We start from the raw sequence: 23,845 nt of genomic DNA on the forward strand, positions 1-23,845 counted from the left end.
CCATTGCTCAAGACTCCATGACAACCGGCTCATCAGTGCTGTCCGCTTTCGCGCCCACCGGCACGCTGCGCGCGTCCATCAACCTGGGCAATCCGATTCTCGCCAACAAGGACGCCGTCAGTGGCGAGCCGGCCGGTGTTTCTATCGACCTGGCGAGGGAGCTCGGCAAGCGGTTAGGTCTATCCGTCGATCTCGTGGTCTTCGATACCGCGGGAAAGTCCGTTGAAGCAGTCAGCGACGAACGCGCGGATGTCGGCTTCTTCGCAATCGATCCGGCGCGAGGAGCAAACATTGCGTTCACTGCGCCGTATGTACTGATCGAAGGCTTTTATATGGTCCGCAGCGACTCTCCGATACAACACAACAGCGAAGTCGATAGCGCCAACACGCGCGTCGCGGTAGGTAAAGGCAGCGCTTACGATCTGTTTCTATCGCGGGAACTCAAGCACGCACAGATCGTTCGTGCGCCTACGTCACCCACCGTCGTGCAGGCGTTTCTCGAACAGGCGCTGGAGGTTGCCGCAGGCGTTAAACAACAACTCGAAAGCGATGCAGCGAAAAACTCGGGCCTTCGATTGCTCGACGAGCGATTCATGGTGATCCAGCAAGCAATGGGATTGCCGAAGAGCCGTGGTAACGCTGCGGCTGAGTATCTCCGGCGTTTCGTGGAAGAGATGAAAGCGTCGGGCTTCGTTGCGGACTCACTGGAGCGCCACAAGATTGGCGGTGCGTCGGTAGCACCCGCGTGCTGAAGGTTCGGGCACGGTTGTGTAAGCACCGAGAAGCCCACAACCGAATGCGCCTGACGCGATAAGGTTTCCTTTCTGGAATATCGTGGTTTTAGTTGACGGTTAAAAGGCAGGTCAATTGTTTTATTTTGGTTTCCTCACTTTTTACTGAATACCCTTCCCGGCTGAGCATGGCATCTGATGGGGAACACTTCCGGCGATCATGATCCGCATGCCTGGCACCTTGTTTTCCCTTACCGCACAGCCACTCCACCCCAACCGCAAGCCACATCAATAAACGGCTGTCTAGTGCTGGTTTCCCGGGCGATCCGAATATCGGCCGCCGATCGGCAGGACTGCTCTTCCCAACGGGAATATGAGCTTCTACGATCGCTTCCTATCCATTCATCGCATGGTTAAGCGTTGTGCAATCCCCTCCCGAAGGACGTTTGATGGCAATTCCCGTGTCTCCCACCCCTCGCCGGCTTGCAGCGCGCCGCGTGGGAAACCGCCGAATTCAGTCCATGAAGCGCGCAGCAATGGCGGGTGCACTGGCAATCGCGGCCCTGCCCGCCAGCGGATGGGCACAGCCGAGCGCCGCTGCCCCGGCGTTTCCTGAAATCCGTTTTGCCATCAACACCGACACCACCACGTCCATGCCGGGCAACGTGCTACGCAATACGTTTACGGACGAGATCCTCGCTAACGTGGTCGAATCGCTGGTGGCGCTCAAGAGCGACTCGTCAATCGCACCCATGCTTGCCGACAGTTGGGACATCTCGCCGGACGGAAAGCAATACACGTTTCACTTGCGTCATGGCGTGGTGTTCCACAACGGCACGCCGTTCACCTCCGCCGATGTCAAATGGAGCTATGACTACTTCATGAAGCCGCAGTCCGGCTACGTCTGCCGCGGCAACTATGACGGACACCGGGGTCCGAAGGTGCTTGCCGTGACCACACCCGATCCGCGTACCGTGGTGTTCGAACTCGACCGGCCGTCCGCGCTCTTTCTCACCCACATGACGGAACCACGCTGCCCGCTCGCCATCCTGAGTCCCGCGAGCCTCGACAAGAACGGCACGTGGCTGAAGCCGGTGGGAACCGGTCCGTTCATATTCAGCGAGTGGAAACAAGGGCAATACGTCCTGCTGACACCGTTCGCCCAATACCGGTCGCGCACCGAGCCGCCAAGCGGACTGGCAGGCGCGAAGCATCCACGGGCGAACGTGCGCTTCGTCGCCGTTCCGGACGAAGCGGCGCAAGTCTCCGCGCTCATGTCCGGACAAATCGACATGATGCACATATCGGAGAACACCCGGCCGCCATCTGATCCTCACTGGCATGTGATAGCGGGGCCGGGAGCGGACCCCGCTGCATTTCTGATGCAAACGCGCGACCCCTTGCTCGCCGACGTGCGTATCCGCCGAGCGATCGCGCTTGCCGTCGATCTGCCGGGCGTGGTGAACGCGGTCAGCGGCGGCTTGGCACGCTACAACTCATCGCTGACGCCGGATGCCGAAGCGCTCTATACCGCCGGCGACGCAGTGGGCTATAAGCAGAACCTGCCCGAGGTCAAGCGTCTGCTCGCGGCAGCCGGGTATGCCGGCCAGACCCTGACGCTAGAAACCAACCGCCGTTATGTGCACATGTATTCGAGCGCGGTGTACATGCAATCGCTGCTTTCCCAGGCGGGTATCAAAGTCAAGTTGCAGGTGGTCGAATGGGGCACCCAGGTGAACGACTTCCGTTCGGGGCATTTCCAGTTGATGTCATTTGGTTACTCGGCGCGCATCGAGCCTGCGCTGATGTACGGCGATGTACTCGGAGACAAGTCCAAGAATCCCATGGTGCAGTGGGAGAACCCTAAGGCGCGCGCGCTGCTGCGCAGCATCGACGGCGTGACCGACCCCGCCGCCAGAAAGCAGGTCTTCGAACAGTTGCACCAGATGATGATGGACGACGTGCCCATGATCGTGCTCAACGACACGCCCGACCTGACGCTTGTGAGCAACCGGTTGCAGGGCGTGACGACCTGGCCCCTGGGCCTGCAGCGTTTTTTCAACGTGACGAAGAACTAGGCAAGCCGATGCTCAGCTACATCATCAAGCGATTATCCATGGCGGTCCCGACTGTCTTTATCGTGACCCTGCTCGTATTCGGCATGATCCGCGCCATTCCCGGCGACCCGGCTTCGCTCATGCTCGGTGACCTCAACGACCCGGTGCTGCTGCAGCAAATGCGCCACTCGTTTGGTCTCGATCAGTCCATCCCCGCGCAATTCGTGATCTGGGTTTCGCATCTGCTCTCGGGCGACTTCGGCATGTCGATCGTCCGGCATCAGCCGGTGCTGGAACTGATCCGCGAAACCTTTCCGGTGACCGCCGAGATCGTGCTCGCGGCGACCTTCCTCGCCTGCCTGATCGCCATTCCCGCCGGCCTGTTCGCTGCCTGGATGCAAAACCGCCGCGGAGATCTCGCGGTGGTCATGGGCAGCATCATGCTGGTCTCCATACCGAGTTTCTGGGCCGGCATCCTGCTCATCTGGTTGTTTGGCGTGAAGCTGCACCTGCTGCCTACCTTCGGCTACCAGCCGTTTTCACAGGTGGGCTGGGCATCGTTCAAATACCTCGTGCTGCCGGTCATAGCGGTCACGCTGGGAGAAATCGCGGTCGTGACACGCATGATGCGGGCGAGCAGCATCGAAGTCCTGCGGCTGGAATATATCGCTCACGCACGCGCCAAAGGTTTGTCGGAACGGCGCGTGCTGCTGCGCCATACGCTGCCTAACGCGTTCGGTCCCACGCTCACCGTGATCGGTCTCGTGCTCGGTCACCTGCTCGCGGGGGGCGCCGTGATCGAGACCGTATTCACACTTCCGGGCATGGGGCGCCTGCTCGTGGAAAGCATCTATTCGCGCGATTATCCCGTCGTGCAGGGATGCCTTCTTGTGATCGCGCTGCTTTATGTGCTGACCAATCTCGTTGTCGACCTGCTGTATCCGATCTTCGATCCACGCCTCAAGCTCTGACTCGCCCATGCCCTCCTCTCCCAAGCGCGCCCGGCGCGCCAACCTCGTGATCGGAGCCGTACTCGTCGGCCTCCTGCTGCTCATCGCGGTGGTCAATCTCGTCTATACGCCCTACGGTCCCCTCGACGTGAATATTCATGCGCGTTACGCGCCGCCGTCGCTGCAACACTGGTTCGGCACCGACGAATTTGGCCGGGACATCCTGTCCCGGATCATGTCGGGCGCCGGTGTCAGCACCACTGTCAGCGTCTGCTCCGTGCTGTTCGCATTGCTCGCCGGAACGTCGATAGGCGCCGTCTGCGGGTACGCCGGCGGCTGGTTCGACCGGGTCGCGGCCATGCTGATCGACGCGCTGATGGCATTCCCTGGCTTGCTGCTCGCACTCGGCATCATGACGGTGGTCGGACCGTCGAAATGGGGCGTGGTGATCGCGCTCGGCTTGGCCTACACGCCGTCAGTCAGCCGCATTGCGCGCGGCGCGGCGCTGTCGCTGCGCCAGCGTGACTTCGTGGTGGCATCGCAAACCATGGGCAATAGCGGCGCATGGACCCTTCTTCGCCATGTCCTGCCGCATTGCGTGGCGCCGTTGCTGGTCTTCTCGACTTCGCTGTTCGGTTCGGCGCTCCTTGCCGAAAGCGCACTCAGTTTTCTCGGTCTTGGCGTGCCCGCGCCCGAGCCTACTTGGGGCGGCATGCTTGCCGACGGCCGCACGGCTATCGACCAGGCAATCTGGGTCGTGCTATTCCCGGGTGCGGCTATCTCGCTTGCCTTGTTCGGCATCAATCTGTTCGGTGACGGGGTGCGCGATCTGCTCGACCCGCGCATGAAGGGGGGAATGTGATGAAGGCTCCTGTTCAACACCCATTGCTGACGGTAAGCAACCTGACTATCGGTTTCCCCGACAAAACAGGCGCGATCAAAGAGGTTACGCACGACGTGAACTTCACGTTGAACGCAGGTGAGTCGCTAGCGCTCGTGGGCGAGTCCGGCAGCGGCAAGACCATGGTCGGGCGTGCGTTGCTTGGCTTGCTGCCGGAACGTGCGGAGATCGTCTCGGGGACTATCAGCTTCGAGGACCGTGACGTCCTCGGCAATACGCCGGCGCAATGGCTGGCTACGCGCGGCACGGGCATTGGCATGGTGTTTCAGGAGCCCATGGTCTCGCTCAACCCGGCTATCCGCATTGGCGACCAGTTGACGGAAGCGCTTATGCGGCGGCGTTCCATTGCGCGCGATGCGGCGCGTTTGCAGGCTATCGCCATGCTTGAACGGGTTCGCGTGCGCGATCCCGCCGGCTGTATGAAACGATACCCACACGCGTTTTCCGGCGGCATGCGGCAACGCATCCTGCTCGCCGCGGTCATGTTGCTGCGCCCGAAGCTGCTGATCGCGGACGAGCCCACGACCGCCCTCGATTGCGTGGTGCAGAAAGAAGTGCTCGACCTCATGATCGAACTCACGCGCGAGGAGGGCACCGCGCTGATCTTCATCAGCCACAATCTTGCGTTGGTCACGGCCTACACGGAACACGTGCTCGTGATGCGGCGCGGGTCGGTCGTGGAAACCGGCGCAGTAGGGACGGTGCTGGCACGCCCCTCGCACGAATACACGCTAAAGTTGCTCGAAGCGCTGCCAAGGCGCGTGGATAATGAGGACACGTTGGGCTCACCCAGCTCATCTTCCCCGCCGGTCATCGAAGTCAAGGACGTGGCGATCGATTACCGGGTGCCCGGCTTGTGGTTCAGGAAGATTCTCGCGCGGGCCGTGCATCCGACATCGTTCAGCGTGCAGGCGGGCGAGACCCTGGCGATCGTTGGTGAATCGGGCAGCGGAAAAACAAGTATCGCGAAGGCGATCCTCGGGCTTGCACCGACCGCGCAAGGGCAAATCCTGCTCAACGGGCTACCGTTCCTCAACGCCGGCCATGACGCAATGCAAGCCGCGCGCCGCTCGGTCCAGATGGTGTTTCAGGACCCCTACTCCTCACTCGATCCACGCATGCGGGTCGACGCACTCATTGGCGAAGGACTGCGGCTCGATAAGACCCTCAGCCGCGCACAACGCGCCCAGCGGGTCACGGACGCGCTGGATGACGTGGGCTTGAGCGAGTTCGCCGGCCGCCTCGTCCATCAGCTCTCCGGCGGCCAGCGCCAGCGTGTGGCGATTGCACGCGCGTTGGCGAGCAGACCTGCCGTGATCATCGCGGACGAGCCGGTGTCCGCACTCGATGTCACCGTGCAGAAGCAGATTCTCGACATGCTCGTCTCGTTGCAGCAGCGCTACCGGTTTGCGTGTCTGCTGATCTCGCATGATCTGGGCGTGGTCGAGCAGATCGCCGACCGCGTGCTGGTGATGTTCCGGGGCCATATTGTTGAAGAGGGAACGCGCGACGCCGTCTTCGACAACCCGGTTCATCCGTACACCCGTAGACTCCTGCAAGCCGTGCCTGAGTTGCGGGGAAATCGCGATGACGGCTTCAAGGTCATCACGCGCACCGTGCCTGACGACATCGATCCGTCCCGCAAGTATTTCAACGCCGAGTTGGTGGGCCGCGACATGCCTGTGCTGGTCGACGTAGCAGCGCCCGCGCTCAGGTCCACACCAGCCTTTGTGGATCACCGCATTGCGCTTGAAGCAGTGCATTCATCGTGACTCTGATCCAGCTCCGGGCATTTTGTTCGGTCGTCGAACAAGGCAGTTTTCGCGCCGCGGCGAGAGCGCTCGACATTGCTCAAAGCACGTTGACCCAAGCCATCCAAAGCTTGGAGGCGGAGTTGGGCGTCATGCTGCTGAACCGGTCGCATCAAGGCATCAGCCTGACCGCCCTCGGTGAAAACTTCCTGGTCCGTGCCAACGCGATCATCCGCGACTGCGAGCGTGCCACGCAGGACATGAGGCCTTTGACGGAAGAACCGGAGGGACACATCGCACTCGGCGTGACCTCCGAGCCGCTCGCGGAATTCCTGCTGCCGGTACTCAAGCGTTTCATCGAACGGTTTCCGCGCGTGCGGGTACATGTGTCCAGCAGCTACGCGAAGATGCTGATCGAAAAGATTCGCGATGGCGCGCTCGACTTCGCGCTGTGTCCGCTCGCACCCCATGTAAGCGACGTCGATCTCAGCATCGAGCGCATGTACCGCTCGGACGCGGGCGTGATCGCGCGCAAGGGCCACCGCCAAGCACATGTCACGTCCGTGCGCGAGCTGGTGGAGTGCGACTGGGTCAGCATCCGTCCCGCGGGCATTGCCGGTGGCGCAGAGAACCGGTTGATCAGTCTCTTCAAGGCGGAAGCGCTCGGGGCGCCACGAATCGTATTCACGGCGGAATCGTTGCTGGAAACGCTGCACATTGTTTCCGAAACCGACTGCCTGACCATCGAGCCGGCGGTACTCCCGGCGTTCAAGCTGTTTTCACCGTCGCTCGTCACCATCCCGATTCGAGAAGCGTTCGATCCGCGTGACGTCTGCCTCATCAGCCGCCGCGCGTCGCCATTGACCACGGTCGCGCAGGAGCTTGTGAGCATGCTCCTGTCTTACTCGCGCGTTTTGCGAGGCACGAGCACCTGATCCTGACGGCGAAACAAACCCGACTGCAGGTTCGTGCGGCAGGCGATCTGCCAGGCTGATCCCGATCGGTCAGGCTGCCTTCTGCGCCGCGTGAACTCCCCGTAAGATGACCTTGCCGAAACTACGAGCCTATTTCCTTCCCATGAACAGCACCTCCCATGCCTTGCCCCACGCGACCGCAGGCGCCGCGTACCATCTGACGAGTCACCAGTTCGGTACGGGTGCTGCTGGTAACAGGAAGGTGTACATCCAGGCCGGCCTGCACGCCGATGAAACGCCGGGCGTGATGGTCGCACTCACGCTGCTCGAGCAGTTGCGCCGCCTTGAAGACGACGGCAAGCTTCGCGGTGAAGTCGTGCTGGTCTGCAACGCCAATCCGCTTGGACTGAGCCAATGGTTGTTCGGCGCTCCCGTCGGCCGCTTCGACTTCGCGAGCGGCCGCAACTACAACCGCGACTTCCCCATGCTCGCCGGCAAGATTGCGGCAGCGCTCGAAGGCAAGCTCACGCAAGATGCCGGCGAAAATCTCGTCATCATTCGTCAAGCCTGGAAAGCAGCGCTGACCGCGCGGCGACCGGCCACGTTATTCGACGGCTTGCAACACCAGCTCATGCTGTTGGCGCACGATGCGGACATCGTGCTGGACCTGCACTGCTCACGCGAAGCCGCCATGCATATCTACACCGGCCAGGCGATCTGGGCCGAGGCGGAACCGCTCGCACGGTATCTCGGTGCGGTGGCCTCGCTACTCGCGTACGACTCCGGCGCCAGTTCGTTCGATGAGGCGCAAAGCCTGACATGGTGGCAACTGAAGCAGCAATTCGGCGCTCACTATCCGATTCCGGCCGGCACGGTGTCAGTCACGGTCGAGCATCGCGGGCAGCGTGATGTCTCGTATGAAATGGCGCGGCAGGACGCGCAGGCGATCATCGACTACTTGACGCATCAAGGCTTCATTGACGGCATTGCGCCGCCCTTGCCCGAGCTTGTCGGCCCCGCCACCCCGCTTGCCGGCAGCGAACAGTTTCTCGCGCCCGCAAGCGGCATCCTCGTGCATCGCGCGCAGCTTGGCGAGGTGATCGACATGGGCCAGCCGCTCTTCGACGTGATCGATACAACGAGCGGCGTGATCACCACCGTTCACAGCAAAACCAGCGGCGTGTTCTACATGCGCCGCGACGTGCGTTTCGTGAAGCACGGCGATCCGCTTGGCCGCGTCACCGGCGCCACGCCTCAACGCACCGGCAAGCTGCTCGGCGCCTGACTTCCACGCCAGGCATCGATCTCGCACACAACACACCCATGTAGCCCCTCAAGTTCATTTCATCATTCAGGAACGCACCATGACTCGATATATCGACGTCAACGACATCAGGCAACTGCTTCGCAAGATCGGCCCGAAAACCTTCATCCACACCCTCGCCGACTACATCCGCGCCGACTACCTGCGCTGGCCCGAGTTCGACAAATCGCCCCGCACGGCAGCGCATTCGCCAGAGGGTGTCATTGAACTGATGCCCGTTGCCGATCACACGTTATACGGCTTCAAGTATGTGAACGGGCATCCCAACAATACCCGCGCCAACTTGCTGACCGTGATGGCATTCGGCGTACTCGCCGATGTTGCCACCGGTGTCCCCCTGCTTCTCAGCGAGTTCACCATCGTGACGGCGCTGCGCACGGCGGCTACCTCCGCGCTCGCCGCAAGTGTCCTTGCGCGGCCGGGATCGAAGTCGATGGCGTTGATCGGCAACGGCGCGCAAAGCGAGTTCCAGGCGCTGGCGTTCAAGAATATGCTGGGCATCGAGCATATTCGCGTGTTCGATACGGACCCCGCCGCCACCGAGAAACTTATCCGCAACCTGTCCGGCATCAAGGGGCTGACGCTCACGCGCGCGGCATCGATACGCGAGGCCGTACGAGGCGCTGATATCGTCACCACGGTGACCGCCGATAAAACCAACGCGACCATTCTCACGCCCGACATGATTGAAGCGGGGATGCATATCAACGCTGTAGGCGGCGATTGCCCCGGCAAGACCGAGTTGCACGCCGACGTGCTGAACGGCGCGCGCGTGATGGTGGAGTTCGAACCGCAGACGCGCATAGAGGGCGACATCCAGCAGCTTCCCTCCGACTCGCCCGTGATCGAGTTCTGGCGCGTGCTGGCCGGAGAAGTGCAAGGCCGCGAATCAGACACACAGGTGACCGTATTCGATTCAGTCGGGTTCGCGCTGGAAGACTTTTCGGCGTTGCGTTACCTTAACGATCTCGTGCGCACCGAGGGAATTGGCACACGGATCGACCTGATCGCGCAGCCTTCAAACTGCAAGGACCTCTACTCGCTCGTTGCATCCTCCAGCGCCGTTGAAAGCGACGAACGCGTACAAGATCTCTTTCAGGCTGCCTGACGCATCGAGGCATCGGAACATCGGGATTCAGCGGTACACGTTGGCTTTCTGGAAGGCTATGCTTGGCACATGCCGATCTCATCGCTCCCGCCGGCCAGCATGGCAGGAGACCGGGCGAGCGTTGCACTTATTCCAGAGGGTTTTTCATGACGTTGATCCAGCTCCGGGTGTTTTGCGCGGTCGTGGAGCAAGGCAGTTTCCGTGCCGCGGCAAGAGCGCTCGACATCGGGCAAAGCACGCTGACGCAAGCCATCCAGAGCCTTGAGGCCGAACTCGGCGTGACGCTGCTGAACCGCTCACATCAGGGTATTAGCGTGACGACCTTGGGCGAGACTTTCCTCATTCGTGCGAACGCAATCATTCGCGATTGCCAACGCGCGATGCAGGACATGCAACAGTCGTCGGGAGAACCCGAGGGGCAAATCGCGCTCGGCGTTACGTCCGAGCCGCTTGCAGAATCCCTGCTGCCCGTCCTCAAGCGTTTTATTGCCCGCTTTCCGCGCGTACGCGTGCATGTGACCAGCGGCTACGCGAAAATGCTGATAGAGAAGATCCGTGACGGCCGACTCGACTTCGCGCTGTGCCCGCTCGCGCCGCCAGTCAGCGACGTCGATCTCGACATAGAACGCCTCTACCGGTCGACGCCGGGCGTGATCGCGCGCAAGGGTCATCCCCAGGCGCAGGCCACCTCCGTTCACGATCTGAAGGATTGCGACTGGGTCAGCATCCGGCCGGCGGGGATTGTCGGTGGGGCGGAGAACCGCCTGACCAGCCTCTTTCGAGCAGAAGGCCTGGGGGAGCCCAGGATCGTCGTCACGGCGGAATCGCTGCTGGAGACGCTGCACATTGTTTGCGAATCCGATTACTTGACCATCGAGCCGCGCGTGCTGGTCGAGTTGAAGCTGTTCTCGAATTCGATCATCAACATCCCGATTCGCGAAGCGTTCGACCCACGCGATGTCTGTCTTATCAGCCGACGGTCCTCGCCGTTGACCATGGTCGCGCAGGAGCTCGCGAGCATGCTAGTGTCCTACTCGCGCTTGCTGCATGGCGCCGGTTCGTGAAGGGCGCCATGCATTGACTATCAGTTTCGGCCTAGCTCGCGAGTAAGCCAGTCAGGTCCTCATGACGCAGCGCCCGACCGTTGATGTTCACCTCACGCTTGAACGTTATCGTTTTGCCCGAGAACTCGCAGATCACGGTGTCACGGAAAGCGGTCTCGGCGAAGATCCAGGTCATTTGCAGGCGCGTTTTATCCAGCCAGCATGCACGGGCGACGACCGGACTGTTATCGAACTCATAGCCATGATGAAGATCGCTGCCGGGCATGTCGGTGCGACCCTCCAGCCACCGGCCTAACCCGGCAACAATGATATGTTCGCCGCGCGCGTCGGTAAGACGAAACACGCATGTATCGCCGGAGAATTCGAGTTGTAGTTCGCTCACGCCTTGGCGGTTGGGATGCATCAGGAAGCGGTCCGTCTGTCCTGGCGCGCGTGCCCCATCCGTGACTGCACCCGCCTGTTCGAAAGGCGCTTTCCACGGTGCCGGCGCATCCGGACTTTGCCAGTCGGCAAGCCTCGCTTTGAGCCGTGCATCGGCAGAAGCCCCGTCTTCGATGTGTTCACGAATTTGATCGCGAAACGCCACCGGAAAATGCCGGTCGATATGCGGGAACAACTTTGCGCTGCCCTCTATCGCACCAGTAACGGCGAGCGTTGCGCCGTGCAACGGGAATATCGTCGTCATCTGGACGAACTTGCCGATTGCGCTATAAGTACCGTCAGGCCGCGTCCACCAGTGATAGCCGTATTTCACAGGTTCGCCGTGCGCGCTCGTTGCGGCAGCGACCCAGCTTTCGGGAAGCAGACGCTTGCCCTCCCATAAGCCGTTTTGCGCATGCAGGACACCCAGCTTTAGGAGATCTGCTGTTCGCGCGATGAGGCCGTTGCCACCGGGGTTGATACCGTCCGGACCGATATCCCACGATTCGCCTTGAATGCCCATCGGTTCGAAGATTCGCGGCTTGAGATACTCGTGGAGCGTCACCCCCGTCACGCGGCTCAGTATGGCCGACAACATGTAGCTGGCAGCGCTCGTGTACATGAAGGCCGTTCCCGGTTCCTGCTCAATCGGGATCTTGAAGAACTCCGCTATCCAGCTCGTGTTCAGCGATCGCCACGCTGCCCCGGATGTCTCGCCCGCATGACCCACGCGCATCGTCAAGAGGTCTTCAATGGTCATCTCTGTCAACCAACCCTGATCCGGTTCGACAACGACCTCGGGGAAAAACGAGACCACCTTGTCGTCGAGCTTGAAGAGACCCTCCTCGAGCGCCAGCCCGATCGCACATGCGGTGAAACTCTTGACGACGGAGTGCAGGTTGCGCGGCCGGTCGGGCCGATACGGCCAGCGCCAGCCCTCGGCAACCACTCGGCCGTTGCGGTGAAGCATGAAGGCGTGCAGGTCGAGGCCGTCTGCCTCGACGTCGTTCAGGAAGGCGACGATGGCATCGGCATCCACGCCGAGCGCGGACGGATCGGCGCGCGTCAGACCATCGGCTTGCTGAGCCGTGGTGAGATCGCTGGCAGACGTAGCGCCGCATTCCATGAAATTGTCCGACATCGTCTCTCCTGCTGTTGAAAAATGGGATGTGGCTTCGGCCGCGAGCCTGTTTGCATTTTCGCGCTTTTGCACTTTGCACCCGTAGCACTTTGCACCCGCAGCACTTTGCACCCGCAGCATTTTCAGCCGCGAGGACGCGCAAGGGCGCGTATCACGCGATGCTAGGTGCAACCCGACGCTCAAGGAAGCCCGTTTCGCCGATCACCTGCAGAAAATCAGATCACCTCCCGATCCAACGCCGCCGTTACAGAGTGCCCCGCTTGTGCCTCCCTTCAAGCTGCTGCGTTCGCTGTCACGCTGCAAGAGTGAACGGGAGCAATCGACCAGGATTTGTCCGCCCCGTTTTTTGCCGAAGTTTTACCAAAGGCGCGAGGACTGCGGCGACAGGCTTCGACGTGCCCGACTGACGGGCAAATGACAGGAACGCGCGTTGCTCGATGCAAGTCCATCGATGCTGCCGAAGCATCACTGACACATGGAGCAGACATGTCCCGCTCGCTATTACCCGCTCAGGATCCTCCCGAAGCACGTCCGCCGTTTGTCGCTGCATCTGAGCGGCGAGCGGCGCCTGAACTCCCTCCGCTTGCGCCTGAACGTCGCGTCGGCTTCGCCGTCATCGGCCTCGGCCGGCTCAGCCTCGACTCGATCCTGCCGGCCCTCGCATCCTGCAAGTTTTGCCGGCTTGCGGCCGTCATGACCGGCGACAAGGACAAGGGACGTCGAATCCTTGGTCAATACGGCGCGCCCGCAGACGCCGTCTATGGCTACGACGAATGGGACAAGCTCGCGCAGAACGACGACGTTCAAGCGGTCTACATTGTGACGCCCAACGGCCTGCATCACGAGCAGGTGAAGCAAGCGGCGCGCGCGGCCAAGCATGTGCTGTGCGAGAAACCGCTAAGCAACACGTCAGCCGAAGCGCTTGAGATGGTGCGCGCCTGCGCGGACGCCGGCGTCTTGTTGATGGTCGCTTACCGGCTGCAATACGAACCCCACAATCGCGACATCGCCAGGCTCGTCAGATCGGGAGAATTCGGGAGCCTGAAGATCATTGAAGCGCACAACGGCCAGGTGCAGGACGAGGCAAGCCAGTGGCGCCACCAGCGTGAGCTGGCCGGCGGTGGTTCGTTGCCGGATATCGGCCTTTACTGCCTTAACTTCGCACGCTTTGTCACGGGCGAGGAACCGGTCGAGGTGATGGCCTGGATCTGGAGCACGCCGGGCGACCCACGCTTTACGGAGGTCGAAGAGAATGTAGCGTGGCAGATGCGGTTTCTTTCCGGCGTTGTAGGGCGCTGCTCGTCGGCTTACGACGCGCACGAATCCCGCAACGCCCGGCTTTACTTCCAGAAAGCGAGCGTCAAGCTGGACCCCGCCTTTTCCTATAAAGGCATCCGGCTCTACGTGAATCACCGGTCCGCCGAACGGGAGGATGTGGAGGTCATGGAGGAGCGGGTGTCGGAGGACAAGAACCAGTTCGGCACAGAGATGGATCACATGGCCGAATGCGTGCTGACCGGCCGCAAACCCGGTACGCCCGGCGAAGAGGGCCTGCAGGACCAGCGCATCATGGAAGCAATCTACAGGTCTGCGGCGGACAATCGCCCGGTCTTGTTAGAACCCATAGCGGGGCCGGACGCGTTTCGCGATCCCCGCTTTTCCGACGAATAAGGGGCCATTCGTGCACTGGCTCCTGGCTCTTTTCGCGGTTCTGGCGGGTATCTCCAACCCGCTGCAGTCCGGCAGCAATTCGGCGTTGCTCAAGACGACACAGGCACCGATTGTCGCCGCGTTCATTGTTTATACGATCGGCACGCTTTGTCTGCTCGCCTGCATTCCGTTTCTCGGGTTTCAACTCAAGGCTACGGCCGCGAAACTTGGAGATGTCCCTTGGTGGGCGTATATAGGCGGTATCTGCAATGCGCTGTTCCTGATGTGCTCGTTGCTGATTACCAAGAAGCTTGGCTCCGCCACGTTCACCACCATCGTTGTGATCTCGGCCGTCATTACTTCTGTGCTGCTGGACCATTTCGGCTTGCTGGGATTCGAGGTGCGGCCCGCAACCGGGCTCCGGATTATTGGTGCGGGGTTATCGGTGATCGGCGTGGTACTGATCGCTGTTTTTTAGCGGGATTGACAGCACTACATAATAAGTGATCCAGATGGTTTGGCAAGCCACCGCCCGAAGCAGCGACCAGCCAATCCATCACTTAAGCTTATCTGCCGCCCACGTCTATCGCGCCGCACACCGACGTGGCGGCCAGCACCGAGGGGTATCGACATACTCTAGAGACAATCCACAGAAGTGCTCGCGTATTTTTCACACTGTCACGGCCTTGCGCCACCCCCTTGCGTGAGGCTCGCGAAGCGCGTGCATGGGCGGCATCCGCACGCTGCGCCGGGCTTGGTTCAAGTGTTTCACTGCTGCATCTCGCCTTGTCGCCGCGTCATCACTGCCTTGCAGATCAACCGCCCTTGCCTTTCGCCAGCGCGCCGGCGCTGTTGGCGCCGCCGAACAGTTGCGTCAGGTATTGCGAATTCTTGTTCATCGTCGCCATGACCGTGTTGAGCGCGGTGAACTGCGCCTGGTACTGGTGAGTGAGCTGGGCCGAGTAGCTTGCCAGGGTGTCTTGCTGCGTGCTGATGCTCTTGAGGTCCGCGTTGAGTGGGTTCTGGTTATTCGCAATCAGGCCGCCCTCTCCCAGGAATCCGTTCAGGCTCTTTGTCATCTTCGCGGCCACGCCGGTCGTCGAATTGAACAGGGCCGCCACCCCTTGCGGATTGCTCGTCAGCTCGTTAGTAATCTTCGTGTCGTCGGCTGTAAGGGTCGCGTCCTTGTTCAGCGTAATGCCGATTGCGCCGAGCGAAATGTTGGAACTGCCGTTCTTGACACCGCTGCTGACAATACTTGCGAGCGTGCTCTTGATCGTATTGAACATCGCGTTGCCGAGCAGCGGGCCGCCTTGCGCGCCCTTCGCTTTCGAACTGTCGAAACCGGCAACCTGGCCGTAGGTGGTGACCAGGGCGTTATAGAGGTTGACGAAGTTGTCGATGGCGCTCGACGCAGACGTGGTGTCCTGTGCCACGGTCAGCGTCTGCGGCGTGCCGGCAGGTACGCCAATGGCCGCCGCGGTCAGGTTCAGCGTGACACCCTGGATCGCAGTGGTCACCGTGTCGCTTGAACTGGTGCCCGCCGTGCCGTCAATGGTAAACATCGCGTCTTTGGCGGATTCGGTCTGCGTCCACGGGCTCATGGCGGACACCGATGTAATGCTCGACGGGTCTGCAGCGCTGGCGCCGGCCGTCGATGTCATGCCGAGACTGGACAGGCCGGCATCGGCGGTCACCGTGCCTACGGAAACATTGATCGTATTCGATGCACCCGTGGCCGACGAACGCAAGATCAGGTGGGCCCCGTCGGTGCCGGTCACGACCGTTGCCGAGAGACCGGGATTACTCGACGACGAGTTGATCGCGCTCGCAATGCCGCTCACGGTGTTGTTCGCCGGCGTGATGTCGACGCTCATCGACTTGTCTCCAACCGAGACGTTCATCGTGCCGGTGCCCAATGCAGTCGTTGCGCCGAACGCGGCCGACGAGAGCGTCTGCGCGCTGGCAATTTGCGTCACCGCGACGGAATAGCGGCCCGTCGCCGCGCTGCTGCTGCCGCTCGCCGTCAGCCCCGTGCCATCCGCGGTTACGGTGAACTGCCCAAGGGCGGTCCCGTTCGACAGCGGCGCAATGCCCGCCTGCAACGCCGACAACCCGGCCTGCAAAGCGCCGATTGCCGAGAGCTTGGTGTTGTCGTTTCTCTGCTGTGCGATCAGCGAGCCGGTCTGGCCCGCCACCTTCGCGTTGACGAGGCTCGTGACCAGCGACGAGACATCCAGCGACGCGTTGCCCGTCGAGCCGCTGATGACCGACTGCGCGGCGGACGCCCTGGCCGAGGCGGCCGCAGCCGTCGTGTCGGCCGCGCTCGAGATGGCGTTGGCCGAGGTCACGGTGGCCGAGGCGGGCACGCTTGAAGCGCTGGACGCGCTGGAAATCGTCGACATTAAAATGCTCCGTACGTCAGGTTTGCTGTTGAGCCTGGATGAAAATCAGCCCGCTGAAGGCAAGCCTCAGGGGAGCCTCGGGGAAACGATAGGCGATGCGATGCGGCAGCCGCGCATCTCCCGGGCTGTGCATTGTCAGCTGTACATGCTCTATTCGCGCAGTCATGGTTGCGCACTTCCGCCAAGGGTGAAACGGCGAGCAACACACGCCTCCCGCAGGTCCTTTCCAAATCTTTAAAAAGATTTCCACGCGTGTGTGCGGCCGGTTCGAGGTCACCGGTGCCCGCGCGACATGCGGGCCGCAGCCGCGGAAGGCCCTACCCATCTGTGATGTGAAAGAACCCTCAGAAATATCCCGCAAGGCGCGGACAAGGTCGTTCTTCTCTCGCGACCCGTCGGCATTTTTTGATTTTTATTTCAGTATTTTTCGCGGATGCTTGAGCGCGACTGCGGGTGCGCCCGGCTTTTGCGGACCAAGCCTTGGGTTTTCGCCGGTACGATCTCGTTCAACTTGTACCTATGGCGGCAACTTTTTTCGAGGGTGAACCTGCCGATCGCAAGCGTTCCCGCGCGGCAGACTGGAAGCCTTCGCGGCAGCAACGATCAGTTGCTTTTTCTATCGAGGCACCGTTCTTGCGTCTTGGAGGACCGCCTCGCGACCCGCCTGTAGCGCAGTCCGGCGGGCGAGCAGGGACGAATGAGCGTGCCATCAGAAGCGGTGCGGCCAAAGCCAGCCAAGTAAAACCGGCTACCTCTGTTTGTTTGTTTTCGAAGCTTATCCGCCAATCCAGTACACTTATTACATTGAAAGCAATGGTCCAGACCAGAGGTCCTTGGTCCGGGGTTTGATAGTTAAGAGGGAGAAACGTACGTGGCTAATGACAAAATGCTGGCGCAAATGAGTGACAAACCGGGGTTTATCGCCGCCCTCGACCAAAGTGGCGGATCCACCCCTGGCGCACTGAAGGCGTATGGAATTCCGGAGAGCGACTACAGCGGCGACGCCGAGATGTTCAAGCTGATGCACGAGATGCGGGTACGCATCATGACCGCACCCGCTTTCACAGGCGACAAGGTTATCGGCGCCATTCTCTTCGAAGCCACCATGGACGGACAGGCAGAAGGAAAGTCCGTCCCCGCCTTCCTGTGGGAAGACCGGGGCGTGGTTCCCTTTCTGAAAGTGGACAAGGGGCTCGAGGCCGAAGCGGACGGCGTGCGTCTGATGAAACCGATCCCCGGGCTGGACGCGCTGCTCGAGCGGGCGGTCAAGCTGGGCGTATTCGGTACCAAGATGCGCTCGGTTATCGACCATGCTTCGCAGGAAGGGATCGCGGCCATCGCCCGGCAACAGTTCGAAGTCGCGGCGCAAATCCAGGCGCACGGTCTGGTGCCAATCCTGGAACCCGAGGTGTCGATCAACAGCCCGGACAAGGCGGCAGCGGAAACCATCCTCCTGGCTGAGTTGCTCAAGGGTCTCGAGGCCCTGCCCAATGGCAGCAAGGTCATGATCAAGCTGACTATCCCGGACGTGGTGGATCTCTATCGTCCGCTGATCGAGCACCCGGCCGTCGTACGGGTGGTGGCGCTCTCGGGCGGCTACGCGCGGACCGACGCGTGCAATCGCCTCGCGAAGAATCACGGCATGATCGCCAGCTTCTCCCGGGCGCTGATCAACGAGCTCAAGAAGTCGATGAGCGACAGCGAGTTCGACGCAACGCTGGCAACGTCTGTCGATGAGATTTATCAGGCTTCGGTTGAAAAGGTCTGATTATTAAGCTTCAAAGAAGCTTCAAAGCAGCTTTCGACACAGGGTTTGATACGGGCCGCACTTCAGGCATGAGTGCGGCCTTTCTGTTATGCCGCGTAAGCAACACTCGCGTGAGCAACACTCGCTTGCGGCAGTTCAAGACGGCGTGACCATGTGGCAAGGTGGCGGAAAGCGACTGGCGGTTTGCTCAGAATCGCGCTGTCATATTGCTTGCCCGCGAACCTCACGAAGTCGTCGATGCGGAAGCCCTGGCCCCGGTAGAAAGCAATCAAATGTGCAGCGGGTTGCGGTGTATCCAGTGCAAGCTCGGCGTAACCGCGGATGGCGGCCCAGTGATCCGCATAGGCCAATAACGACTTCCCGATCCCCCTGCTCTGATAGGCAGGATCGACGCCGATTTGGCGAACGCTCGCAATATCATCCCGCCGATAAAGCGCACATACCGACTCGGTATCCTGGGTATAAAGCGTCATTGTTCCGACCAGCCGTCCGTTGCATACCGCGACATAACAGTCGCCGCCCATGGCACGCGCCCGGGTAACAAGCGCTGACTGGTCAACGCACGTGCAATTGAGCCCCATCCCGCCAAGCCGCGCAAATGACCGGTGCAGCATCTGGGTCAACTCATCGAACGAATCGCACGCTGAGTCAAAGCGCCTCAGTACTACGCTGCCTACGCCACGATGAACGTAGCTGATACGCGTGTGATTCTTCGTTGCTGTGCGTTGCTTCGACATGACACCCCCGGTCTCATCATTTGCCAGAAGTGTAGGATTCCTCGTCGGTTGATAACAAGAAAAAATGCCGTAAATATTTGGTGTTTTTACGGCATATATACGCAGGCCGCTTAGGGTTTTACGTAATTTTTATTTGCGATGACGCAGGGCTTCGTTTAAACGATGAGCATCGTTTCACGCGGGCGCTCAGGAAACGCGTACGCTCTCAGCGTTTATTTTTTCGACAGTGAGATTCACTGATCGCGGAGTCAAAGGGCTGGTCCGATGCCTGACCCCGGCCGGTACGGTCAACATCTCGCCTTCCTTTAACTCATATCGCGCCGTTTCCAGCTCGACAAGCAAGACGCCCTCGATAACGATGAAGACTTCGTCCGAGTCGGGATGGAAATGCCAGAAAAATGGCGCGTCCATCACGCTAAGGTGAACCGCATGATCGTTCACCTTGGTCAGCACCTGATTGAAGTATCCCGCTTTAGTCTGCTCTGCCACCGCGCTCAGGTTTATCAATTTGGCGTCCAACATCGTCCCCTCCGGATCCATGCGGCGAAGCGTATGGGCCACGGCTGAAGATGGCTCGTATTGGCCTATGGTCAGCCGCTAGTCACAAGCCTATACACCCAGAGCCCGCGCGCAAAGAGAGAAATTTTCACCGCGACGTGAGGCAAATTCACAAGGCGTCAACGCCTCAGTTTCCATCGGGATCAAGAGAAGAAGGGATGAAGACGCTCCCTTCCATGAGCCGACGCGCCGTCCGGCTCATGATCGCCTTGGTGACGACCCACGTACCGTCGCGCTGCTCGGCCTCTGCACCCACCGCCAATACGCCCGACGGATGGCCGAAACGGATCTGCCCGGTCGTCTTGTTTGCCAGAAGCCGATGCACGACCGTGCCGGGAATCACGCCGGCAACCGCGATCGCGACCGCGCCGGTACCGGTCATGGCGTGGTGCAACTTGCCCATGGAGAAAATGCGTGCGTTGATATCGAGCGTCGCCGGATCGACCGGCTTGCCGCTGGATGCCACATAGGCAGATGGGGCAGCCACGAACGCAAGTTTCGGCGTGTGGGGCCGAAGTGTCGATGCTTCATCCGCAGTCCGTGCAAGTCCCATTCGAACAGCCGCATACGCGCGGATTGCCTCGGCCTTGCTTAGCAAATCCGCGTTGCCATTGATGTCCCGCTGCAGTTCGTTGCCCTTCAGCCCGAGTGTCGCGGCGTCGATGAAAATGGCGGGATTGCCGGCGTTGATCATCGTGAGTTCGATGGCGCCGACACCGGGTACGTCGAGTGTGTCGAGCGGATTTCCCGTGGGGAACATGCCGCCGCCGGCGTCATTGTCACCGCTCTCGCCGCTCGGGTCCAGGAACTCGATCCTGATTTCCGCCGCGGGGAAGGTCACGCCATCGAGTTCGAAATCACCTTCTTCGAGCACCGCGCCATCTTGCATCGGCACATGCGCGATGATTCTTGCATTGATGTTTGCCTGCCAGATACGCACGGTGGCAGTACCGTCGCGCGGCGCATCGACCAGACCCTGCGCGATCGCGAACGGACCAACCGCGGAGGTCAGGTTCCCACAGTTGCCGGACCAGTCGACGACAGGCTTGTCGATCGCCACCTGCCCGAACCAGTAGTCGACGTCGCAGTCATCCCTGGAAGACGGACCCACGAGTACGACCTTGCTGGTGCTCGACGTAGCGGCGCCCATGCCGTCGATCTGCTGGCCATAGGGATCGGGACTGCCGATTACGCGCAGCAGGATGCGGTCGCGGAGTGCCGGGTCGCACGGGAGTGAATCCGTACGAAAAAAGACACCCTTGCTTGTGCCTCCGCGCATATAGATTGCCGGAATCTTTGTTTGCATCTTGGTCTCCTGACGTTGAGCTCGCGTGCTGCGGGGTCGGGCGCGGGTCGGATGGTTCAGGTCAAAAAGACTATCACGTTCGCCTCACACGCGTGCCATGCGCGCACGATTCAATCAGGACACCCAGACCCCTCAGAACAAAATATCCTGGAGCCGATAATACGCGCCGACCAAAGGCAGCGTCCACGCGCGGCCGGCATGTCCGGGCACCGAGGGCCAGGGCAGCGAGCGCCACGGGTTACCTGTTCGGAACCCGACATCATGTCAGCCATCATGCGTCCCATATGCGTCGACATCTGCACGCCGTGGCCGCTGTAGCCCATCGAATAGTAGAGCCCTTCGTGCCGCCCCGCACGGGGAAGCCGGTCCACGGTGATGTCGATGAGACCACCCCAGCAGTAGTCGATCCTCGTGTTGGCCAGCTCCGGAAAGTACTTGGCAAGTCCCTTGCGTAGCACGTTGCCGCTCTTTTCATCGGAATGAGGATTGGACATCGCGAAGCGCGCGCGACCACCCCACAGCAGGCGGTTATCAGGCGTCACCCGAAAATAATTGCCTATGTTTAGCGACGTTACATAGCTGCGCCTGCGAGGGAAAAACGCGTCGAGTTGCTGCGTGGAAAGCGGCTCCGTCACCACGATGAAACTGCCCACCGGCGCCATGCGCCGCTGGAACCACTGCAACGGCCCCACACGCGATGCACCCGTTGCCACCAGCACCCGGTCTGCCGTGATGACGCCACGCGCCGACGTAAGCTCGTAGCGTTCGCCATCGATACGTTTCAGTTGCTTCACCGCGGCGCCCTCGAAGATGCGCGCGCCGTGCCGTGTGGCAGCCTGTGCCAGCCCGACCCCGAACTTGCCCATGTGCATCTGCACGCCGTTGCGCTGCAGCAGGCCGCCGTGAAAACTATCCGAGCCGATTTCACTGCGCATACGATCAGCCGGAATCAACTCCACTTCCGGATCGACTTCGCGACGCAACACCTCGTAGGTACGCGCCAGTTTCTCGAAGTGCTTGGGCTTGGCGGCCAGCTTGAGCTTCCCCGTGCGGACAAAGTCGCAATCGATCTGATGACGGGACACGATCGACTCCACGCTCGCCACCGCACTTTCATACGCGCGATAGAAGCCCCGGGCCTGTTCAAGCCCGACGCGCGCGGCAAGCGAAGCGAAGTCCTGCGCGACGCCGGTGTTGCACTGGCCGCCGTTGCGCCCGGACGCCTCGCTCGCTATCCGCCCTGCTTCCAGCACGGTGACCGACACACCGCGCGTGGCAAGTTCGAGCGCCGCCGACAAGCCCGTGAATCCGCCGCCGATCACGACAACATCGGCGCGGCCTTCCACGGGACCCTGTGCACCTCCAGTGAATACGGGAGCCGTATCCAGCCAATACGAATCAAGCTTCATTGATTTCTTAGTTGAATGTGGCGCAACGAGCGTGCTTCTGCCTCACGCGCCACGATAGCCGCTTTTAACCCATTCCGTAACGTGCTTGGTCAAGCAGTCCACCAGACATGCTCGGCAAACGAGAAGCCCATCATCGAACCGGTCGGGATCGAGCCCAGCCCCTTCAACCGCTTGTCATTGGCGTCCAGCAGGCTGATGAACGACGGAATGCCGATGCCACCCTGATCCGCCACCAGCACCTGCATTTCGCCGTACATCGCCTTGCGCTTGGCTTCGTCGGTTTCAGCACGCGCGCTCAGCAGCAACTGGTCAAAGCGAGGGTCCTTCCAGCCTGACTCGTTCCAGGGCGAGTCTGACTTGAAGAACTGCGTGAACAATACGTCTGCGCTGGGACGCGGGTTGATGCTGCCGAAACCAAGCGGATGTTTCATCCAGTGGTTCGACCAGTAACCATCGCCGGGAACCCGGTTGACAACAAGGTTCACACCAATCTTTGCGGCCGTCTGCTGCATCAGTTCGGCCATTTCGATAGAACCGTTCGCGTCGGTCGTGGCGTAGATCGGCGGCAAAGCCGGGCCCACCGCACCAGCCTTCTGCATGTAGAACTTGGCCTTGTCGAGATCGAACTTGCGCTGCGGCAACGATGCGTTGAAGTAGCGATGGCCCGGCGGGATCGGCTGGTCGTTGCCGGTCACAGCGAAGCCCCGGAACACGGCCGTGCGGATCTGCTCGCGGTCGAACAGGTTCTTCATGCCCATCACGAAGTTGGGATTGCCCGTGAGCGTGTTGTCGCGACGCATGATCAGGTCGGTGTAAAGACCGGATTTGGTTTCCTTGACAGCATAACCCGGGGTCGCCGCAATACGCTGTGTCGAGCGCGGATCGACGGAGTTGATCAGGTGCACGTCGCCTGCGAGCAGCGCATTCACGCGGGCCGCGTTGTCGCTGATGCTCACCAGTTCGATCTGGTCCAGGTAAGGTTGTCCGGCTTTCCAGTAGTTGTCATCGCGCACGCCTACCGTGCTGACACCCGGCTTGAAACTCTTGAGCTTGTACGGTCCGGTTCCGATCGCCGAGCCGAAGTTCGTCGTGCCGTCCTTGACGATCACGAGTTGCGGCGTGGCAAGGATCGCCGGCAAGTCGGCGTTCGGCACATCGAGCACCATGGTCACTTCGTTCGGACCGCTCGCCTTGATATCGGTGAACTGATCGGCGAGGGTCTTCACCTTCGATGCCGTCTGCGGGTTCTTATGACGCGACAGTGAATAAGCTACGTCAGCTGGCGTGAGCGCTTGGCCGTCGTGGAACGTCACGCCCTGGCGAAGCTTGATGATCCACGTCTTTGCGTCGGAAGTTGATACGGACTCCGCTATATTCATTTGCGGCGTCAGGCTCTCGTCGAACTGCGTCAGGCCGCTATAAAACATGAAGAACCGGATGTAGTCGCTACCCGTCGAACCCAGGGCGGGGTCGAGCGTGTCCGAAACCGAACCCGCGTCGTATGCCACCCGGATACTGCCGCCTTTCTTGGGGGTATCGGCGGCCAGCGCGGACGCCGATACCGACAGCAGGCCGCCGCCGGCAACCGCCATCATGCCGGTGCCGGCCAACACGCGCATCATGTCGCGACGGCTTACGCCACCGCTTTTAG

At 60.9% G+C, this 23,845-nt stretch carries 18 protein-coding genes and 1 pseudogene; 12 read left to right on the plus strand and 7 right to left on the minus strand.

All coding sequences use genetic code 11. The features are described from left to right. Positions 1–17: 17 nt before the first annotated feature. From BSU04_RS41055 to BSU04_RS41095, 9 genes are all read left to right on the plus strand, one after another. A complete protein-coding gene (locus tag BSU04_RS41055; RefSeq protein WP_089165914.1) occupies positions 18–752 on the plus strand; it encodes an ABC transporter substrate-binding protein in 735 nt (244 codons plus the stop codon). Positions 753–1,252: 500 nt separating this feature from the next. Next, complete coding sequence (locus BSU04_RS41060; protein WP_089165915.1) at positions 1,253–2,809, plus strand: ABC transporter substrate-binding protein; 1,557 nt, start codon at positions 1,253–1,255, stop codon at positions 2,807–2,809. A gap of 8 nt (positions 2,810–2,817) precedes the next feature. After that, on the plus strand, positions 2,818–3,759 hold the full coding sequence (locus BSU04_RS41065) for an ABC transporter permease (RefSeq protein WP_089165916.1): 942 nt from the start codon (positions 2,818–2,820) through the stop codon (positions 3,757–3,759). A 7-nt stretch (positions 3,760–3,766) separates the two neighbouring features. After that, entirely contained in the window at positions 3,767–4,600 is an 834-nt protein-coding gene (locus tag BSU04_RS41070; protein ID WP_089165917.1) for an ABC transporter permease, read from the plus strand. Then, positions 4,600–6,411 (plus strand): dipeptide ABC transporter ATP-binding protein, encoded by a 1,812-nt coding sequence (locus BSU04_RS41075; RefSeq protein ID WP_089165918.1) that lies wholly within the window; start codon positions 4,600–4,602, stop codon positions 6,409–6,411. Before BSU04_RS41070 ends, BSU04_RS41075 begins: the two co-directional genes overlap by 1 nt. After that, complete coding sequence (locus BSU04_RS41080) at positions 6,408–7,325, plus strand: LysR substrate-binding domain-containing protein (protein WP_089165919.1); 918 nt, start codon at positions 6,408–6,410, stop codon at positions 7,323–7,325. The genes BSU04_RS41075 and BSU04_RS41080 overlap by 4 nt, the downstream gene beginning before the upstream one ends. Before the next feature lie 142 nt (positions 7,326–7,467). Continuing rightward, positions 7,468–8,589 (plus strand): succinylglutamate desuccinylase/aspartoacylase family protein, encoded by a 1,122-nt coding sequence (locus BSU04_RS41085; protein WP_089165920.1) that lies wholly within the window; start codon positions 7,468–7,470, stop codon positions 8,587–8,589. A gap of 79 nt (positions 8,590–8,668) precedes the next feature. Further along, the gene (locus tag BSU04_RS41090; protein WP_089165921.1) at positions 8,669–9,736 is read left to right on the plus strand and encodes an ornithine cyclodeaminase; all 1,068 of its coding nucleotides are present in this window, start codon (positions 8,669–8,671) and stop codon (positions 9,734–9,736) included. A gap of 146 nt (positions 9,737–9,882) precedes the next feature. Then, entirely contained in the window at positions 9,883–10,800 is a 918-nt protein-coding gene (locus BSU04_RS41095) for a LysR substrate-binding domain-containing protein (RefSeq protein WP_089165922.1), read from the plus strand. A gap of 31 nt (positions 10,801–10,831) precedes the next feature. Here BSU04_RS41095 and BSU04_RS41100 read toward each other — a convergent pair whose 3' ends face one another. After that, complete coding sequence (locus BSU04_RS41100) at positions 10,832–12,361, minus strand: serine hydrolase domain-containing protein (protein WP_256983859.1); 1,530 nt, start codon at positions 12,359–12,361, stop codon at positions 10,832–10,834. A gap of 486 nt (positions 12,362–12,847) precedes the next feature. Here BSU04_RS41100 and BSU04_RS41105 point away from each other — a divergent pair, with 486 nt between their 5' ends. Further along, on the plus strand, positions 12,848–14,032 hold the full coding sequence (locus BSU04_RS41105; RefSeq protein WP_179258609.1) for a Gfo/Idh/MocA family protein: 1,185 nt from the start codon (positions 12,848–12,850) through the stop codon (positions 14,030–14,032). Positions 14,033–14,042: 10 nt separating this feature from the next. Continuing rightward, entirely contained in the window at positions 14,043–14,489 is a 447-nt protein-coding gene (locus BSU04_RS41110; protein ID WP_179258610.1) for a DMT family transporter, read from the plus strand. 337 nt (positions 14,490–14,826) lie between these two features. Here the strand turns inward: BSU04_RS41110 and fliD are convergent, their stop codons facing one another. Next, on the minus strand, positions 14,827–16,416 hold the full coding sequence (gene fliD, locus BSU04_RS41115; protein ID WP_089165925.1) for a flagellar filament capping protein FliD: 1,590 nt from the start codon (positions 16,414–16,416) through the stop codon (positions 14,827–14,829). A gap of 871 nt (positions 16,417–17,287) precedes the next feature. On the opposite strand from fliD, the gene BSU04_RS41125 reads away from it, so the two are divergent. Further along, positions 17,288–18,184 (plus strand): fructose bisphosphate aldolase, encoded by an 897-nt coding sequence (locus BSU04_RS41125; protein ID WP_089165926.1) that lies wholly within the window; start codon positions 17,288–17,290, stop codon positions 18,182–18,184. Positions 18,185–18,270: 86 nt separating this feature from the next. Here BSU04_RS41125 and BSU04_RS41130 read toward each other — a convergent pair whose 3' ends face one another. From BSU04_RS41130 to BSU04_RS41150, 5 genes and pseudogenes are all read right to left on the minus strand, one after another. Further along, positions 18,271–18,921: a GNAT family N-acetyltransferase gene (locus BSU04_RS41130; RefSeq protein ID WP_089165927.1), complete on the minus strand. Its 651-nt coding sequence runs from the start codon at positions 18,919–18,921 to the stop codon at positions 18,271–18,273. A gap of 186 nt (positions 18,922–19,107) precedes the next feature. Further along, entirely contained in the window at positions 19,108–19,482 is a 375-nt protein-coding gene (locus BSU04_RS41135) for a cupin domain-containing protein (protein ID WP_256983860.1), read from the minus strand. 124 nt (positions 19,483–19,606) lie between these two features. Further along, positions 19,607–20,785: a 2-methylaconitate cis-trans isomerase PrpF gene (gene prpF / locus BSU04_RS41140; protein ID WP_089165928.1), complete on the minus strand. Its 1,179-nt coding sequence runs from the start codon at positions 20,783–20,785 to the stop codon at positions 19,607–19,609. A 132-nt stretch (positions 20,786–20,917) separates the two neighbouring features. Continuing rightward, a pseudogene (locus tag BSU04_RS41145) lies at positions 20,918–22,194 on the minus strand (NAD(P)/FAD-dependent oxidoreductase). An 89-nt stretch (positions 22,195–22,283) separates the two neighbouring features. Further along, positions 22,284–23,816 carry an ABC transporter substrate-binding protein gene (locus tag BSU04_RS41150; RefSeq protein ID WP_089165962.1) on the minus strand — a complete coding sequence of 511 codons (1,533 nt, stop codon included), beginning with the start codon at positions 23,814–23,816 and terminating at the stop codon, positions 22,284–22,286. Between the last annotated feature and the right edge of the window lie 29 nt (positions 23,817–23,845).

Origin of the sequence: Caballeronia sordidicola (genome assembly GCF_002220365.1) — a bacterium.
GTDB lineage: Bacteria > Pseudomonadota > Gammaproteobacteria > Burkholderiales > Burkholderiaceae > Caballeronia > Caballeronia sordidicola_C.

Excerpts from the sequence above, each read along its gene's own strand:
- BSU04_RS41055 (WP_089165914.1), top strand. The coding sequence starts at position 18 with ATGACAACCGGCTCATCAGTGCTGTCCGCTTTCGCGCCCACCGGCACG.
- BSU04_RS41060 (WP_089165915.1), top strand. The coding sequence starts at position 1,253 with ATGAAGCGCGCAGCAATGGCGGGTGCACTGGCAATCGCGGCCCTGCCC.
- BSU04_RS41065 (WP_089165916.1), top strand. The coding sequence starts at position 2,818 with ATGCTCAGCTACATCATCAAGCGATTATCCATGGCGGTCCCGACTGTC.
- BSU04_RS41070 (WP_089165917.1), top strand. The coding sequence starts at position 3,767 with ATGCCCTCCTCTCCCAAGCGCGCCCGGCGCGCCAACCTCGTGATCGGA.
- BSU04_RS41075 (WP_089165918.1), top strand. The coding sequence starts at position 4,600 with ATGAAGGCTCCTGTTCAACACCCATTGCTGACGGTAAGCAACCTGACT.
- BSU04_RS41085 (WP_089165920.1), top strand. The coding sequence starts at position 7,468 with ATGAACAGCACCTCCCATGCCTTGCCCCACGCGACCGCAGGCGCCGCG.
- BSU04_RS41090 (WP_089165921.1), top strand. The coding sequence starts at position 8,669 with ATGACTCGATATATCGACGTCAACGACATCAGGCAACTGCTTCGCAAG.
- BSU04_RS41095 (WP_089165922.1), top strand. The coding sequence starts at position 9,883 with ATGACGTTGATCCAGCTCCGGGTGTTTTGCGCGGTCGTGGAGCAAGGC.
- BSU04_RS41100 (WP_256983859.1), bottom strand. The coding sequence starts at position 12,361 with ATGTCGGACAATTTCATGGAATGCGGCGCTACGTCTGCCAGCGATCTC.
- BSU04_RS41105 (WP_179258609.1), top strand. The coding sequence starts at position 12,848 with ATGTCCCGCTCGCTATTACCCGCTCAGGATCCTCCCGAAGCACGTCCG.
- fliD (WP_089165925.1), bottom strand. The coding sequence starts at position 16,416 with ATGTCGACGATTTCCAGCGCGTCCAGCGCTTCAAGCGTGCCCGCCTCG.
- BSU04_RS41130 (WP_089165927.1), bottom strand. The coding sequence starts at position 18,921 with ATGTCGAAGCAACGCACAGCAACGAAGAATCACACGCGTATCAGCTAC.
- prpF (WP_089165928.1), bottom strand. The coding sequence starts at position 20,785 with ATGCAAACAAAGATTCCGGCAATCTATATGCGCGGAGGCACAAGCAAG.
- BSU04_RS41150 (WP_089165962.1), bottom strand. The coding sequence starts at position 23,816 with ATGATGCGCGTGTTGGCCGGCACCGGCATGATGGCGGTTGCCGGCGGC.